Annotated in this window: 12 protein-coding genes; 8 read left to right on the top strand and 4 right to left on the bottom strand. The window is 67.4% G+C overall.

The features are described 5' to 3' along the window. Window positions 1-23: 23 nt before the first annotated feature. From GQB03_RS03805 to GQB03_RS03785, 5 genes are read left to right on the top strand one after another with little or no spacing between them, the layout of a single operon-like run. The gene (locus GQB03_RS03805; protein ID WP_159684632.1) at window positions 24-1,019 is read left to right on the top strand and encodes a BMP family protein; all 996 of its coding nucleotides are present in this window, start codon (window positions 24-26) and stop codon (window positions 1,017-1,019) included. 40 nt (window positions 1,020-1,059) lie between these two features. Then, window positions 1,060-2,613, top strand: a complete 1,554-nt coding sequence (locus GQB03_RS03800; RefSeq protein WP_159684629.1) for an ABC transporter ATP-binding protein — start codon at window positions 1,060-1,062, stop codon at window positions 2,611-2,613. Then, a complete protein-coding gene (locus GQB03_RS03795) occupies window positions 2,603-3,667 on the top strand; it encodes an ABC transporter permease (RefSeq protein ID WP_159684626.1) in 1,065 nt (354 codons plus the stop codon). Before GQB03_RS03800 ends, GQB03_RS03795 begins: the two co-directional genes overlap by 11 nt. Continuing rightward, the gene (locus GQB03_RS03790) at window positions 3,664-4,611 is read left to right on the top strand and encodes an ABC transporter permease (protein ID WP_159684623.1); all 948 of its coding nucleotides are present in this window, start codon (window positions 3,664-3,666) and stop codon (window positions 4,609-4,611) included. The genes GQB03_RS03795 and GQB03_RS03790 overlap by 4 nt, the downstream gene beginning before the upstream one ends. A 43-nt stretch (window positions 4,612-4,654) precedes the next feature. Further along, window positions 4,655-5,935 carry an amidohydrolase family protein gene (locus tag GQB03_RS03785; protein ID WP_159684621.1) on the top strand — a complete coding sequence of 427 codons (1,281 nt, stop codon included), beginning with the start codon at window positions 4,655-4,657 and terminating at the stop codon, window positions 5,933-5,935. Between the two features lie 16 nt (window positions 5,936-5,951). Here GQB03_RS03785 and GQB03_RS22925 read toward each other — a convergent pair whose 3' ends face one another. Beyond that, entirely contained in the window at window positions 5,952-7,949 is a 1,998-nt protein-coding gene (locus GQB03_RS22925) for a PKD domain-containing protein (protein WP_200832097.1), read from the bottom strand. Window positions 7,950-8,196: 247 nt separating this feature from the next. Continuing rightward, window positions 8,197-8,550, bottom strand: a complete 354-nt coding sequence (locus GQB03_RS03775) for a VanZ family protein (protein ID WP_235026929.1) — start codon at window positions 8,548-8,550, stop codon at window positions 8,197-8,199. 115 nt (window positions 8,551-8,665) lie between these two features. Between GQB03_RS03775 and GQB03_RS03770 the strand changes: the two genes are divergently transcribed. Next, window positions 8,666-9,241 (top strand): hypothetical protein, encoded by a 576-nt coding sequence (locus GQB03_RS03770; RefSeq protein WP_159684618.1) that lies wholly within the window; start codon window positions 8,666-8,668, stop codon window positions 9,239-9,241. 27 nt (window positions 9,242-9,268) lie between these two features. On the opposite strand, the gene GQB03_RS03765 is transcribed toward GQB03_RS03770, so the two are convergent. Then, window positions 9,269-10,891: an ATP-binding protein gene (locus GQB03_RS03765; RefSeq protein WP_159684615.1), complete on the bottom strand. Its 1,623-nt coding sequence runs from the start codon at window positions 10,889-10,891 to the stop codon at window positions 9,269-9,271. A gap of 2 nt (window positions 10,892-10,893) precedes the next feature. After that, complete coding sequence (pdsR, locus tag GQB03_RS03760; protein ID WP_159684612.1) at window positions 10,894-11,583, bottom strand: proteobacterial dedicated sortase system response regulator; 690 nt, start codon at window positions 11,581-11,583, stop codon at window positions 10,894-10,896. A 303-nt stretch (window positions 11,584-11,886) separates the two neighbouring features. On the opposite strand from pdsR, the gene GQB03_RS03755 reads away from it, so the two are divergent. Both GQB03_RS03755 and GQB03_RS03750 read left to right on the top strand, forming a co-directional pair. Then, entirely contained in the window at window positions 11,887-12,219 is a 333-nt protein-coding gene (locus tag GQB03_RS03755; RefSeq protein WP_159684609.1) for a c-type cytochrome, read from the top strand. 255 nt (window positions 12,220-12,474) lie between these two features. Beyond that, window positions 12,475-14,670 carry a marine proteobacterial sortase target protein gene (locus GQB03_RS03750; protein WP_159684606.1) on the top strand — a complete coding sequence of 732 codons (2,196 nt, stop codon included), beginning with the start codon at window positions 12,475-12,477 and terminating at the stop codon, window positions 14,668-14,670. Window positions 14,671-14,677 lie beyond the last annotated feature (7 nt).

Raw genomic sequence — 14,677 nt, 5'->3', positions numbered from 1 at the left:
TCCCCCACTGAAAGAGGCCCTCCATGACCAGTACCCTCCGTCGCCGCCTGCTCGCATCCAGCCTCGCCCTCGCCGCCTCGACGCTGCTTCCGCTACCGGCCGCCGCCGCCGATAAGATCAAGGTCGCGGCGATCTACACCGTGCCGGTCGAACAGCAATGGGTATCGCGCATTCACAAGGCGCTCGAGGCCGCCAAGGGGCGCGGCGAGATCGACTACGTGTTCTCCGAGAACGTCACGAATGCCGACTACGAACGGGTCATGCGCCAGTATGCGGAGTCGGGCAACAAGCTCATCGTCGGCGAGGCCTTCGCGGTCGAGGCGGCGGCCCGCAAGGTGGCCCGGGACTATCCCGCGACCGCCTTCCTGCTGGGCTCGTCCGGCAAGCCGCAGGCCCCCAATTTCTCGGTCTTCGACAACTACATCCAGGGGCCCGCCTATCTCACCGGGATGATCGCCGGCGGCATGAGCAAGTCCGGCAAGATCGGCATGGTTGGCGGCTACCCGATCCCCGAGGTGAATCGCCTGATGCATGCCTTCATGGCCGGCGCGCTCGAGGTCAATCCGAAGGTGAGCTTCACGGTCAGCTTCATCGGCTCGTGGTTCGATCCGCCCAAGGCCAAGGAGGCCGCCTTCGCGATGATCGACAAGGGCGCCGACGTGCTCTACGCGGAGCGTTTCGGCGTCTCCGACGCGGCGAAGGAACGCGGCGTGCTGGCGGTCGGCAACGTCATCGACACGCAGCCGCAGTACCCCGACACGGTGGTCGCCTCGGCACTGTGGCACATGGAGCCGACCATCGATGCGGCGATCGCCGCCGTACGCGCGGGCAAGTTCGTCGCCGCCGATTACGGCAAGTATTCAACCCAGAAGTTCGGCGGCGCCTCGCTCGCGCCGCTCGGCACCTTCGAGAAGAAGGTACCGGCCGCACTGATGGCGAAGGTCAAGGCCAGGGAAAAGGCCATCCTCGACGGCAGCTTCACGGTCAAGGTGATCGAGACCGAGCCCAAGTCCAATTGAGCCCCTCAGGCCCCTGCCTCGCTCCACCACCAGAACCCGCATGAGCACCGCCTCGGCCCTCCCCGCACTGCGTCTGCGTGGCATCAGCAAGCGCTTCGGCCCGCTGCTCGCCAACGACGACATCTCGCTCGAACTCGCGCGCGGCGAGGTGCTGGCACTGCTCGGCGAGAACGGTGCCGGCAAGAGCACCCTGGTGAGCATCCTGTTCGGTCACTACGTGGCCGACGCGGGCCGCATCGAGGTGTTCGGCCAGCCGCTGCCGCCCGGCAATCCCGCGGCAGCGCTGGCGGCCGGCATCGGCATGGTGCATCAGCATTTCGCGCTGGCGGACAACCTCTCGGTACTCGACAACGTGATGCTCGGCTCGGAACCGCTGTGGCGGCCCTTCTCGCGCCGCAGCGCGGCACGCCGGAAGCTGCTCGACACGGCCCGCCGCTTCGGCCTCGCCATCGATCCGGAGGCACGCATCGGCAAGCTCTCTGTGGGCGAGCGCCAGCGCGTGGAGATCCTCAAGGCGTTGTGGCGCGGTGCGCGCATCCTGATCCTCGACGAACCCACCGCGGTGCTCACCCCGCAGGAGAGCGAGCAACTCTTCGGCACCCTCGCGGAACTGATCCGCGAGGGACTCTCGCTGATCTTCATCAGCCACAAGCTCGATGAAGTGCTGCGCGTCTCCGACCGGGTGGCGGTGCTGCGCGCCGGCCGGCTGGTGGCAGAGCGCCCCGCGCGCGGCACCAGCCGTGCCGAACTCGCCGAACTGATGGTCGGGCGCAGCGTGGTGGCGCCCACCCGCACGCGCCGCGAGCCCGGCGAGATTATCCTCGCCATCGACCGGGTGAGCACTGCCGCCGACCGCCACGGCATGCTCGATCGCGCCAGCCTCGAGGTCCGCGCCGGCGAAATCGTGGCGATCGCCGGCGTTGCCGGCAACGGCCAGGAGGCACTTGCCGAGCTGGCCTGCGGCCTGACTGCCGCGCGGCACGGCCGGGTCGCCGTCAGTGGCGAAGTACTGGCCGCCAGGCCACGTGCGTGGATTGCCCGCAAGGTCGCACGCATCCCCGAAGACCGTCACGCCGTCGGCATTGTCGGCGATCTGCCTGTGTGGGAGAACGCGGTCTCCGAGCGCCTGCACACACCGGCGTTTTCGCGCTTTGGCTGGATCCGCCGCGGCGCGGCACGCGCCTTCGCAAATGCGCTCGTGGCGCGCTTCGACATCCGCCTGTCGGGCATCGACGTGCCGACCCGCGCGCTCTCCGGCGGCAACATGCAGAAGCTCATCCTCGGCCGTGCGCTGGCTGTCGGCGGCGAATCGGCGCCACTGCTGATCATCGCCAATCAGCCCACCTGGGGTCTGGACATCGGTGCGGTCGCCGAGATCCATCGCAGGCTGCTCGACGCAGCCGCCGGCGGCGCCGCAGTGCTGATGATCTCCGAGGATCTGGACGAAATCATGGCCATCGCTGACCGGGTCGCGGCGATCTTCAAGGGCCGCCTGAGCGCTGCACTGCCGGTCGAGCAGTGGACGCCGGCCTCGCTGGGACTGGCCATGGCCGGCGACCCGGTCGCACCCGCGGAGCACGCCGATGCGGCTTGAAGCCCGAAGCGGTACGGCCCGTACCGCGCAGCTCGTGGCTCCCTTCGTGGCGGTGCTGTTCACCCTGCTGGTCTGTGCGCTGTTGGTGGCGTGGGCAGGCGCTCCGGTCGGCCGGACCTATGCGCTGCTGTTCGAGGGCGCATTCGGCTCGCGCTTCGCCCTCTCCGAGACCCTCACCCGTGCCACACCGCTGATCCTCACCGGGCTTGCCGCCGCGGTGGCGTTTCGCGCCCGCTTCTACAACATCGGCGCCGAAGGCCAGCTCTACGTCGGCGCGCTCGCCGCGGTGGCGGTCGGCGCACAGGGCGGTGCGCTCGAAGCCCTGCCACCGACGCTGCGCTTCGCGCTGATGATGCTCGCCGGCGCCGCGGCCGGTGCCTTGCTGCTGGCCGGGCCGGCGCTGCTCAAGGTGCGCTTCGGGGTGGACGAGGTGGTCACCACGCTGCTGCTCAACTTCATCGCCCTGCTGTTCGTCTCGATGATGCTCGACGGACCGATGAAGGACCCGCTGGCGATGGGCTGGCCACAGTCCGCTGCGCTCGACCCGGAACTCGAACTCTCGAAGCTCATGGCGCGCTCGCGGGTGCATAGCGGCCTCGTCATCGCCTGCGCGCTGGCGCTGGCGATGTGGATCGTCGAGCGCTTCACCACCTTTGGCTTCGCACTGCGTGCGGTCGGCGCCAACGCGCGCGCCGCCGCCTTCGCCGGCTTGCCTGTGGCCCGCACACTGCTCCTCGGCGCGCTGATCTCGGGCGCGCTGGCCGGACTTGCCGGCGTGGGCGAGGTGGCCGGTCGGACCAGCTACCTGACCCTCGACATGTCGCCCGACTACGGCTATTCCGGCATCGTCATCGCCATGCTGGCAGGGCTCAATCCGCTCGGCGTGATCGTCGCCGCGGTATTCGTCGCCAGCGTGCTGGTCGGCGCCGACAGCATGAGCCGCTCGGCAGGCGTACCTAACTACCTCGCCGACGTGATCGTCGCCACCTCGCTGCTGGCCATCCTGGTGGCCGGCATGTTCACCCGCTACCGCATCCGCTGGAACAGCCGATGAGCGAGCTCTACGACATCGTCGCCTCGAGCGCATTCTGGATCGCGGTGCTGCGCATCGCCACCCCGCTGATCTTCGGCACGCTCGGGGTGCTGCTGTGCGAGCGGGCCGGGGTGCTCAACCTAGGTATCGAAGGCATCATGGTGGCAGGTGCATTCTGCGGCTGGCTGGTGGTCTTCCAGGGCGCCGATCTGTGGACCGGCGTTTTCGTGGCGGCACTGGCCGGCGCGCTGCTGGGCCTTGTCCATGCCGGCCTGACGGTGTGGCTCGGGCTCTCGCAACACGTATCCGGGCTGGGCCTCACCCTGCTCGCCACCAGTCTCGCCTCCTACGCCTACCGGGTGAGCTTTCCCAAGGTCAGCACCCCGCCGACGATCGAGCCCTTCGCGCCACTCGATGGCCTCTCCGGCCTGCCGCTGATCGGCCCCGCGCTCGGCGCGCAGACCGCGATGACCGTGCTCGCCCTGGCGCTGGTCCCGGTAATCGCGTGGATACTGCAGCGCACCCCGGTCGGCCTCGCGGTACGCATGGCTGGCGAGAACCCCTCGGCGGTCGAGGCGCAGGGCGTCAGCGTGCTGGCGGTGCGCACCGGCGCCATCATGGCCGGTTCGGCGTTGATGGGCGTGGCCGGCGCCTTCCTCACCCTCTCCGCCTTCAATGCCTTCTTCTTCAACATGGTGAACGGGCGCGGCTGGATCTGCGTCGCACTCGTGGTGTTTGCCTCCTGGCGCCCCGGCAAGGCGCTGCTCGGGGCGTTGCTGTTTGCCGCCTTCGATGCGCTGCAGCTTCGCCTGCAGCAATCCTCCGGCCTCCTGCCGGTACAACTGCCCTACCAGCTCTACCTGATGCTCCCCTACATCCTGTCGATCGTCGCACTGGTTGTCATGGCGCGGCGGGCGGCCTATCCGCAGGCGCTGATGAAGCCCTACCGCAAGGGTGAACGCTAGCACCACCGACCAGACTCTTTCGCATCCGCCCCGGGACCCCGCCATGCTCGACACCATCCTGCGCAACTGCACGCTCGCCGACGGACGCACCGGCATCGACATCGGTATCCGCGACGGGCTGATCGTCGCAGCCGAGCCTGCGCTCGCCGCCACGGCAGCCGAGACCATCGACGCTGCCGGGCAGCTCGTCACCCCGCCCTTCGTCGATGCCCACTTCCACATGGACGCCACGCTCTCCTACGGCCTGCCGCGGGTGAACGCCTCCGGCACCCTGCTGGAAGGCATCGCCCTGTGGGGCGAACTCAAGCCGCAACTCACCCGCGAGGCCCTGGTGGAACGTGCACTGGCCTACTGCGACTGGGCGGTGGCGAAAGGCCTGCTGGCGATCCGTTCGCATGTAGACGTATGCGATGCGCGCCTGCTCGCGGTCGACGCGCTGCTCGAGGTGAAGGAGAAGGTGGCACCGTATCTCGACCTGCAACTGGTGGCCTTTCCCCAGGATGGCGTGCTGCGCAGCGCCGGCGCGCTAGACAATCTCGAGCGCGCGCTGGACATGGGGGTGGACGTGGTCGGCGGCATTCCCCATTTCGAACGGACCATGGCGGACGGCGCCGAATCGGTACGCATCCTCTGCGAGATCGCGGCGGAGCGCGGCCTCATGGTGGACATGCACTGCGACGAGAGCGACGATCCGCTCTCGCGCCACATCGAGATCCTTGCCTTCCAGAGCCAGCGCCTCGGCCTCCATGGGCGCGTCACCGGTTCGCACCTCACCTCGATGCACTCGATGGACAACTACTATGTGTCCAAGCTGCTGCCGCTGATGAAGGAAGCCGGCGTCGCGGCCATCGCCAACCCGCTGATCAACATCACCCTGCAGGGTCGCCACGACGGCTATCCCAAGCGCCGCGGCATGACCCGCGTGCCCGAATTGCTCGCCGCCGGCATTCCGGTGGCCTTCGGCCACGACTGCGTCATGGACCCGTGGTACAGCCTGGGTAGCGGCGACATGCTCGAAGTCGCCCACATGGGCCTGCACGTTGCGCAGATGACGGGACAGGCGGCGATGCACCAGTGTTTCGCCGCAGTCACCGAAACGCCGGCCGCCATCCTCGGCCTCGAAGGCTATGGCATTGCGCCCGGCTGCAGAGCCGACCTGGTGCTGCTGCAGGCGGCCGATCCGGTCGAAGCGATCCGCCTGCGGGCCACCCGCCTGATGGTGATGCGGGCGGGGCGGGTGATCGCCCGCACGCCGCCCGCACTTGCCCGGCTGGACCTGCCGGGTCGACCGTCGGAACTGGACTGGCGGCTCACCGGGCGGTGAGCCGCTGCCGCCCGGCTCAGTTCGACGCCGAGTCGCTGGTCTCGACGTTGTCCGCCGGGGTGTAGACGTAGCCGGAGAGGGCGGCACCGGTCACCGTGAAGGTGAAGGTGCCGCTACCCGAGGACTTGGGCGAGCGGATGTTCGCGGTGCCGTTGCTGCCGGTCACGCCGCTCGCCGATCCGCTCACCACGCCGCTCCAGGTGCCACTCAGACTTGCGCCTGCCACCGGATTGCCGTCGCCGTCGCGCACCGTCACCGCCGCGGTGGCTGTGGCGCCCCGCTTGCCGCCCTTGATCGATATCGTGATGTCGTCGATACGCATGCTCGGCACGGCCACCGGCGGATTCGCATTGATCAAAACCGTGGAGACGTCGCTCAGGCCGGCGCCATCGGTAACCGTGAGTGTCGCGGTATAGGTTCCGGCCGCGTAGGTGTGCTGGGCCGAAGATGCGCTGACCGGTGCCGAGCCGTCGCCGAAGTTCCACACCTGCGACACCAGGTTGCCCTCGGGATCGTAGGAGCCGCTCGACGAGAAGCTCACCGCCAGGGGCGCGGTCCCGCTCGTCGGCGTTGCCGCGGCCACCGCCACCGGAGGCTGGTTTGCTGCCGCCGGCACCGTGCCCGCAAGTTCGTACGCACCCAGGCTGGCATAGTCGGAATAGCCATCGGTGGATGCCGAGCCCTTGCCCACGCCGTCGACCCGCAGATAGTAGGTGCCCGCTGCCGGCAGCACCGCGCTGATCGTGGCACCCAGGGCGTCGGCCGGATTGGCACTGGCAATCACGGTTCCCGCACTGTCGAGCAGGTCCAGTTGCGCATCGAGGTTTGGCGAGGGATTGGCGAACGCCAGCGAGAAGCTGGCATTGCCGGAACCGGCGCTGAACTTGAACACGTCGCGATCGGTCCGCCGCTCGATCAGGCCACTGCCCGACAAGGTCGTGCCACCGCTCAGCGGCGACGCCAGTGCCAGTGTGTCGCCGTGATCATCCGCGCGCAGCGGCAGCTGGTTGGCCTGCATCACCGCGATGTCGTCTTCCTGGTTGTTGGCGCCGGCATATTCACCCTTGCTCCATTGCACCAGCGGCTGGTAGTAGCCGACACCCATGATCGGTGCCCAACCGGTGGCCCCACTGCCTTGGCCGGCATAGTAGGCGGTGGTCGCCGAGCCGTCGTGGTTGAGACCCGCATTGTGGCCGGCTTCATGGGCGATCGCCTCCGCCACGTACTTTTCATTGCCGGCGCCCAGTCGATCGAAGAACACGTAGGCCGGTTTGTAATAATCGCCGACCATGTCGAAGACCCCGACATAGGCGAATCCGCCGCAACCGCATCCGCCCGGCACGAAATCACGGGTGATCACCACGCGGGTACCGAATATGGCATCTCCGCTGCCCGATCGCGTGATCGCGTCCGCCGGCGGCTCTTCGGTGGTGACATCGACATCGAAGGGGGCATAGTCTTCCGCCACCCGCTGCCAGATTGCCTGGATGCGCTCGAGTTCCGTCTGACTGAAGCTGTAGGGCACGCCGTCGAGATCGAAGGGCGGCGACGAGATGTTGCTCATCCCGTAACTATCGTTCCACGCCGTGTTGGTCGCGTTGTAGCCGTCGAAGTCGAGGTAGATCGTGCGCTGCGCGCCAGGCCGGCTGTGCAGCGCAAAAGTCTGCTCGAGCGGGTAGGACGCGCTCGCCAGCGTGGTACTTCCGCTTGCGGTGCCCGCTCCCGCGACGGTCACCGCCTCGACGTAGTGCAGCCGGCCGTGCCGATCGAGACGCGCACTGCGATCGCGGCGCAGAATCGAGGCGAACTCCTGCGGGGTCTTGCCGTGCCACCGCGCCACCTCGGGGAGCTTGTCGCCCAGGAGATCGATGGCGCGCTGGCCCGACGCCTGTCCGGGGAGATCAAGCTGCGGGAAAGCGGGTTTCTCGCCCGCCAGCACCGGTGCGCTACCGATCAGCGCGGCCAGCGTGATCGGGACAATGATGCGCCAGGCGCGGGAAGTTCGACGATTCATTTTCTTTCTCCAGACAGATGTTCAGGCGATCCGGGTCGGGCGAAGATCGGCCCACGAACGCGGCAATGCACATCCGACGCAGCCCCGCGGCTCTCCCGACGAAATCGGCCGCAGCACCAATCAAGCGGTGCGGACAGAAACACGATCAACGGCGCCCCGGGACGCGTGCTGAAGACCATCCGTCGCGCCTCAGCAGCCTTTCGGCAGCACAGGCCGGCCCCGCCAAACGACGGCACGCTCACGCGAATCAGACGGGCCTGGGCCGTCGAAAGGCCTTGACCAGCGCGAGCCCCAGGAGCACGCCCAGGCCGTCCGCCAACCAGTCGAGCACGTCACCACTTCGCCAGCTGGTGAGCGTCTGGGCGAGCTCGATGAGGCCGCCATACGCCACCAACCCGATCGCGACGCGGCTAGCGCGCTGCGGCCATCCGCACACACCGAGCATGGTGAGGCCGAGAAAGCTGGCGACGTGTTCGACCTTGTCCTGCCATGAGAACACGGTGAGCGCATCCGGAATCGGGATCATGCAGGCCACGAAAACGACCACGACGAGGGCCACGAAGGCAAGGCGGAACAGAGTTTGAACAGGCAGCTGATACATCTCGGCGGAAGGCTTTTGAGCGTGAGCGTGCGAATATAGCCGGAATCGTCTCCCCTGGCCGGCAGATGCCCCGGTCCGGCCCACACGACGTCACACTGCAGAAGAGGAGCGGCGCATGAGAAAGCTACCGGGAACCCTTGTCCGCGACTACGCAAGTCTCGCGCTGCTTGCCGCACTGTCCGGGCCTGCATCCGCCGCCTGGCAGCTCGAAGGCAGCAAGACCCTTGCAATGCATACGCGCGAAGGCAGCACGGTACCGATCGGCACTGTCACTTTCGTGCCCGAGGGCGATCACTACCGCTTCAGCCTCAAGCTCGACGCGAGCCGTTTCACCGATTATTTCCTGTCGATGAAGGAGTTCAAATGCCTCGAGAGCCCGGCCGAAATCCAGTGCCACGTCCCCTATCCTTACACCAATCCCGGTACGGTAAAGTCGGACGACTTCGCCTGGCTGGAGCACGCCCTGCTGTTCCTGTTCAAGGCGCCGCGTGATTTCGGCGCGCGGCTCTGGAACGGTGTCTATTACCGCATGGAGATCGCCGACGACGGGATCGTCGGCACACCGCAGGCGATAGATCTGAACCTCATCAGCGCACCACCGAACGATCCGTCGACACCACCCTTCGGCCCCGCCGAACGCAGCGATATCGCGCCCGACTCCCGCTGGTTCAGCGGTCTGAGCATCCGCTGACGAAAGGCTTCATGCCGACCAGCGCATTCAGGCCAGCCTGAGTTCGGCGAGAAACCGCACGCCCTCGCCGCGAGGCAGATTTTCGGCGCGCAGCTCACCGCCGTGAAAGCGGGCGATCATGCGCGCGACGTACAGGCCAAGCCCCAGATGAGGTTGGTCGCCGCCCTCGCCCTTGCGCCCCGACACCATCGACTCGAATAACCGCCCCTCCAGCTCCGGCGGCAGCTTCGGCCCCTGGTTACTCACCGCCAGGCACGCACCGGTCGGCCCGTCAAAGGCAAGATCGATGCGGATCGGCGTGTCTGGCGCGGCGAAATCACCCGCGTTATCGACCAGCTTGTCGAGCATCTGCGCGGCGAGATCGGGTGCTCCGCTGACCCACACCGGATGACGCGGCAGGCTGGCGACGAAATCGCGCCCTGGATGCGCCAGCCGATAGCCGTTCACGCACTCGCTCACCACGCCCCGCAGGTCGAAGCGCTCGGGGTCGGTGGTCGCCAGGCTCTGCTCCATGCGGGTGGCCTCCGACATGCGCGAAAGAATCCGCGTGAGCCGGGCCAGCCCCGCCTCCGCGCGACCGATGTAGGTCTGCGCCGATTCGGGCATGGGCTCCAGGTGCAGGTTCTCGAGCGAGGAACGCACGACCGCGATCGGCGTGCGCAACTCGTGCGAGAGCCGGCTCGCCATGCTCTCGAGATAGCTGTGGTGCTGGCCGAGCCGCGACAGCAGCGCCGAAAAGCTGCGCGACAGGTCACCCACCTCGTCCGAGGCGCTCGAGGCCGCAGACAGGTTTGTGATGCGCCCGCGCGCATCGATGGCGCTCTCCGCTTCGTCGCGCAGGCGGCGGATGCGCCACGACAGCCGCGAGGCAAAACCGAGTACCAGCACCGCGGTGATCACGAACCCGGTCAGGGTCAGCAGCATCAGGCGTTCGAGCGCCTGGTTGCGCAAACTCAGAATCGAATGGGTCGTCTCTTCGACCACCACCACGCCGAGCACCTGGTCGCCGACCCACACCGGATGCGCTGCGGCAACGATGCTCGGACGTCCATCGCCGGTGCCACGAACCCAGACACTGCTCGCCCCGAGAAAGGCGCTCGATATCTCCGGACTGCGCGCCAGCGGCTCCTGGTCGACCCGCTCGATGTAGGCCTGGCGCGGTGGCGGCACCAACCAGGCAAGCAGGCGATGCCAGGCCTGCTGCAGCCAACCGCCGTCGGGCCGCGGCTCGGGTGGCGGCCTCAGACTGCCGGCACGGGCCAGCACCTTCAGTTCCCGGTCGACCACCCAGATGCGCGAGCTGCTTCGGTCCAGCCCCTTGAGGATCGCTTCGACCTCGCGTGCACCGTTGCGCCGGGGGCCCGGCCGAAGGGTGATGCCCGGATCGAGCAGTTCCTCCCCGGGCAACATCGAACCGAGCGGATCGACGCCCGAAAAGCGCTGCGGCGCCACGCCGAAAAGCGCCGGGCGGTCGTGCAAGGCAGTGCCGACCGCTCGAGCAGTGGACATCACCGCCTGGCGCTGGCTCTCGAGCAGAAACCGCTCCATCTCCTGAACATAGCGGTAGCCCACCCAGGGCAGCGCGAGCAGTACCATCGACAACAGCGCGAGCTTGCTGCGCAGGCTGAAACGGATCCGTTCGCGCCCCATCTTCAGGGCTTCCAGCGGTAACCCATGCCGTACACGCTTTCGATGTGATCGAATCCGGCGTCGAGGGCGGCAAACTTCCTGCGGATCCGCTTGACGTGCGAGGTGATCGTGCCGTCATCCACCACCAGCCGCGCGTCCTGCATCAGCTGCTCGCGGCTCTTGACGTGACCCGGCATCTTCGCAAGGGTATGGACCATCCAGAACTCGGTGAGTGTCAGGCCGACCGGCTGCCCCCGCCATTCGGCCGAGAGGCGCATCGCATCGAGCCGCAGATCGCCGCGTTCGAGCACGTCCTCCTTGGGTCCCGCTTCGGCCAAGGCCTCGACGCGCCGGAAAAGCGCGGCGATCCGCGCCATCAGGTGCGGCAGCGACACATCCTTGGTGAGATAGTCGTCGGCACCGAGACGAAGCCCCGACACGATATCGAAATCGCTGTCGCGCGCAGACAGGAAAATGATCGGCACCCGGGCCGATAACGCCCGCAGCTCAGCGCACAGCGTGAAGCCGCCCTCGGGTTCGTCACCGAGGCCGATATCGATCACCGCCAGCTCCGGCAGGCGATTGCGGAATGCCGCCAGCGCTTCGGGCCGGCTCGCATAGGCAGCCACCTCGTAGCCCTGGCGCGCCAGCGCTTCGGCATAGTTGGCACGAATCGCGGCCTCGTCTTCAACAATGGCAATTCTTCTTCCCATGGCGGCGGACTATAGCACTGGCCGGGAGGCGCTTTCAGCGTCGGCATGAAAAGTCATTTTGCTGCCACTTTTCGCCCGCCGAATGCCCCGGTCGGGCAGGCCGGCGCCGTCCCGATCGGGGCATTCCATTCAGCACGCGAGGGCGGAAAGCCGAAGCGACAAGCGCCCAAAAATAGCGAAAATCAGCAGGCCAAAGCGCAAACGGCTCCCTAAACTCCATCCCACCGATGTGGCCAATCTCTATCGGTCGACGCCCAGGCCGCACAGCCCCGCATTGTTCAAACCATAAGCAAGGAAACGCCCATGAAACCTCATCAGATCGTCAGACTCGCCCCCGCGCTGTTCGCCGCCTCGTTGTTCATCGCGCCGCTCGCCCAGGCCGACGAAGGCGAAGCCATCTACGAGAGCTCGGGCTGCGCGGCCTGCCACACGGTGGACCAGAAACGCATGGGGCCGATGTACAAGGACGTTGCCGCCAAATACAAGGGCAACCCTGACGCGCCCGCGATGCTCGCCAAGAAGATCCGTGAAGGCGGCGCCGGCGTGTGGGGTACGGTACCGATGCCCCCACACCCCGCGGATCGTCTCAGCGACGATGAGATAAAGCTCGTCGTCAAGTGGATCCTCTCCCGCTGAGCACCTCCGGGCTCAGCCCCTGGCGGATGCACCGGCCGTGCTCCGCCCCCTGCCGCGGCGCTGCGCTGCGAAGTCGCCGCCGCGGCCGGTGACTGCCTTCAACCTGCCCCTCGCACCTCGCCCCATTGCGCGCCCGGGCCGATTGCCATCATTCGGCCACATTTCATCTGCGGATTGACCTGATTCGATCCGCTTGCCGCCCGTCTGCCCCGTTCAAATTGCATCACCGCAACAACAACACGAACGGAGCAAGGGATGAATACCACCGCAGACCGGACAGTCCGCCTGCCGGACTCGCCTCATAACAAGCGGATCGCACGCGGCCAGCGGCTCGTCGACCTGATCGCCTACCTGTTGTTGATGTTTGCCACCGCGCTGGGTTTCAGTGTGGCGCTCGGTGGTGTGGTGCTGCTGCTGGCCACGCCCGCCAGCGCAGCCCAGAGTGCCGAAACGGGCTTTGCGGAAATGAAGCCCGCGGATGCCCGCCAGGGCACCCTGCTCTTCCGTGGCGACCAGGTTCCGAGCTTCGCCGTACCACTGCTCGCCACCGAGGTGGACATCCAGGTCAGCGGACCGCTCGCTCACACCCGCGTGGTGCAGACCTTCAGCAACCCCTCCGACGCCTGGTACGAAGGCATCTACGTGTTCCCGCTCCCCGAGAACGCAGCGGTCAACAGACTTCGCATGCGTATCGGCCAGCGTGTGATCGAAGCAGAGGTGCAGGAGCGCGCCCAGGCCCAGGCGACCTACCGCAAAGCCCGCGAAACCGGCCAGCGTGCGGCCCTGCTGGAGCAGGAGCGGCCCAACATGTTCACCACCAGCGTCGCCAACATCGGCCCGCGCGAGCAGATCGTGATCGAACTCGAATACCGGCAGACGCTCGACTACCGCCAGGTAGAGGGCACCGGCCGCTACAGCCTGCGCTTCCCGATGGTGGTCGGCCCGCGCTACATCCCCGGCGCGGGCGCGGACGACGAGGAGGTCGGCGCCGTCGCGGCCGGTGCAAGCGTCCTCGACGCACTGCGGATCAGCCCGCCGGTGGTGCGGCCGGACGAGCACTTGCTCAACCCGGTGCGCATCCGCGTCAGCCTCGACGCCGGTGTGCCGATCGCCGAGGTCCGCAGTCCGTTTCACGCGGTGCAGGTGATCCGCGATGGCGAGCAGCGCCGCAAGATCACGCTCTCGGAGGGCAACACGCCGGCAAACCGGGATTTCGAGCTCACCTGGACACTGGCCGCCGGAAGCGCCCCGGCAGCAACCCTGTTTGCCGAGCCCGGCGAGGACGGGCGTCAGTATGCGCTGCTCACGCTGATGCCGCCGGCGCCCTTCACCACCACCGCCCGGCTTCCGCGGGAAGTGATCTTCGTAATCGATACCTCGGGCTCGATGGAAGGCGAATCCATTGTTCAGGCCCGCGAGGCGCTGGCCATGGCACTGCGGCGCCTCGATCCGGCCGACCGCTTCAACGTGATCGAGTTCAACTCCGACAGCCGTGCCCTTTTCGACAGCGCACAAGCCGCCAGCGACGGCAACATCCACCACGCGGTCCGCTGGGTCGAACGGCTGCGTGCCAACGGCGGCACCGAGATGGCCGGCGCGCTCAAGAAGGCCCTCACCGGTGATGCAAGCAGCGACCGGGTCCGCCAGGTGATCTTTCTGACCGACGGCGCGGTGGGCAACGAACAAGAGCTCTTCGCGCTGATCCAACAGCGTCTCGGCGCGAGCCGCCTCTTTACCGTCGGCATCGGCTCGGCCCCCAACAGCCACTTCATGCGCAAGGCGGCCGAGACCGGCCGCGGCAGCTTCACCTACATCGGCAAGGTCGACGAAGTGAAAGCCAGGATGTCCGAACTCTTCAGCCGCCTCGAGGCGCCGATGCTCAAGAACATCGAGGTGCGCTGGCCCGCCGGCAGCACGGTCGAGGCGTGGCCGGCGCACATACCCGATCTATACCTGGGCGAGCCGGTCGTCATCGCCGCGGCCCTCGACATTGCAGTGGGCAAGATCGAAATCAGCGGCGACGCGGGTGACTTTCGCTGGACCAGCACGGTATCCCTGGGCGATGCCAATGCCGGCACCGGCATCGGCAGCCTGTGGGCGCGGCAGAAGATCGACGCACTGATGGACCGCCTCAACAGCGGCACCCCCGAAGACGAGGTACGCGCGGCGGTGATCCCGCTCGCCATCGAGCACCAGCTGATGAGTCGCTACACCAGCTTCGTCGCGGTCGACCGCACGCCGGCACGGCCCGCCGACGCGGCCCTCGACGGCGGCGCGATGCCCACCAAGCTGCCCCACGGCTGGAACTACGAGGCGGTATTCGGCGAACTGCCGCGCGGCGCGACCGACTCGCGCTGGCATCTGCTGCTCGGCGGCATCGCGCTGCTGCTTTCCCTGGCGCTGTGGGTCACCCTGCGCCGCCAGCCCACCAACCCGTCTCTCGCCCGCTGAAAAGGAG

This window comes from Cognatazoarcus halotolerans (genome assembly GCF_009800965.1).
Taxonomy (GTDB): Bacteria; Pseudomonadota; Gammaproteobacteria; order Burkholderiales; family Rhodocyclaceae; genus Cognatazoarcus; species Cognatazoarcus halotolerans.
This window is presented reverse-complemented; position numbering and strand designations above follow the sequence as displayed.

Coding starts and splice junctions, on each gene's coding strand:
- GQB03_RS03805 (WP_159684632.1), top strand. CDS start 24: ATGACCAGTACCCTCCGTCGCCGCCTGCTCGCATCCAGCCTCGCCCTC.
- GQB03_RS03800 (WP_159684629.1), top strand. CDS start 1,060: ATGAGCACCGCCTCGGCCCTCCCCGCACTGCGTCTGCGTGGCATCAGC.
- GQB03_RS03795 (WP_159684626.1), top strand. CDS start 2,603: ATGCGGCTTGAAGCCCGAAGCGGTACGGCCCGTACCGCGCAGCTCGTG.
- GQB03_RS03790 (WP_159684623.1), top strand. CDS start 3,664: ATGAGCGAGCTCTACGACATCGTCGCCTCGAGCGCATTCTGGATCGCG.
- GQB03_RS03785 (WP_159684621.1), top strand. CDS start 4,655: ATGCTCGACACCATCCTGCGCAACTGCACGCTCGCCGACGGACGCACC.
- GQB03_RS22925 (WP_200832097.1), bottom strand. CDS start 7,949: ATGAATCGTCGAACTTCCCGCGCCTGGCGCATCATTGTCCCGATCACG.
- GQB03_RS03775 (WP_235026929.1), bottom strand. CDS start 8,550: ATGTATCAGCTGCCTGTTCAAACTCTGTTCCGCCTTGCCTTCGTGGCC.
- GQB03_RS03770 (WP_159684618.1), top strand. CDS start 8,666: ATGAGAAAGCTACCGGGAACCCTTGTCCGCGACTACGCAAGTCTCGCG.
- GQB03_RS03765 (WP_159684615.1), bottom strand. CDS start 10,891: ATGGGGCGCGAACGGATCCGTTTCAGCCTGCGCAGCAAGCTCGCGCTG.
- pdsR (WP_159684612.1), bottom strand. CDS start 11,583: ATGGGAAGAAGAATTGCCATTGTTGAAGACGAGGCCGCGATTCGTGCC.
- GQB03_RS03755 (WP_159684609.1), top strand. CDS start 11,887: ATGAAACCTCATCAGATCGTCAGACTCGCCCCCGCGCTGTTCGCCGCC.
- GQB03_RS03750 (WP_159684606.1), top strand. CDS start 12,475: ATGAATACCACCGCAGACCGGACAGTCCGCCTGCCGGACTCGCCTCAT.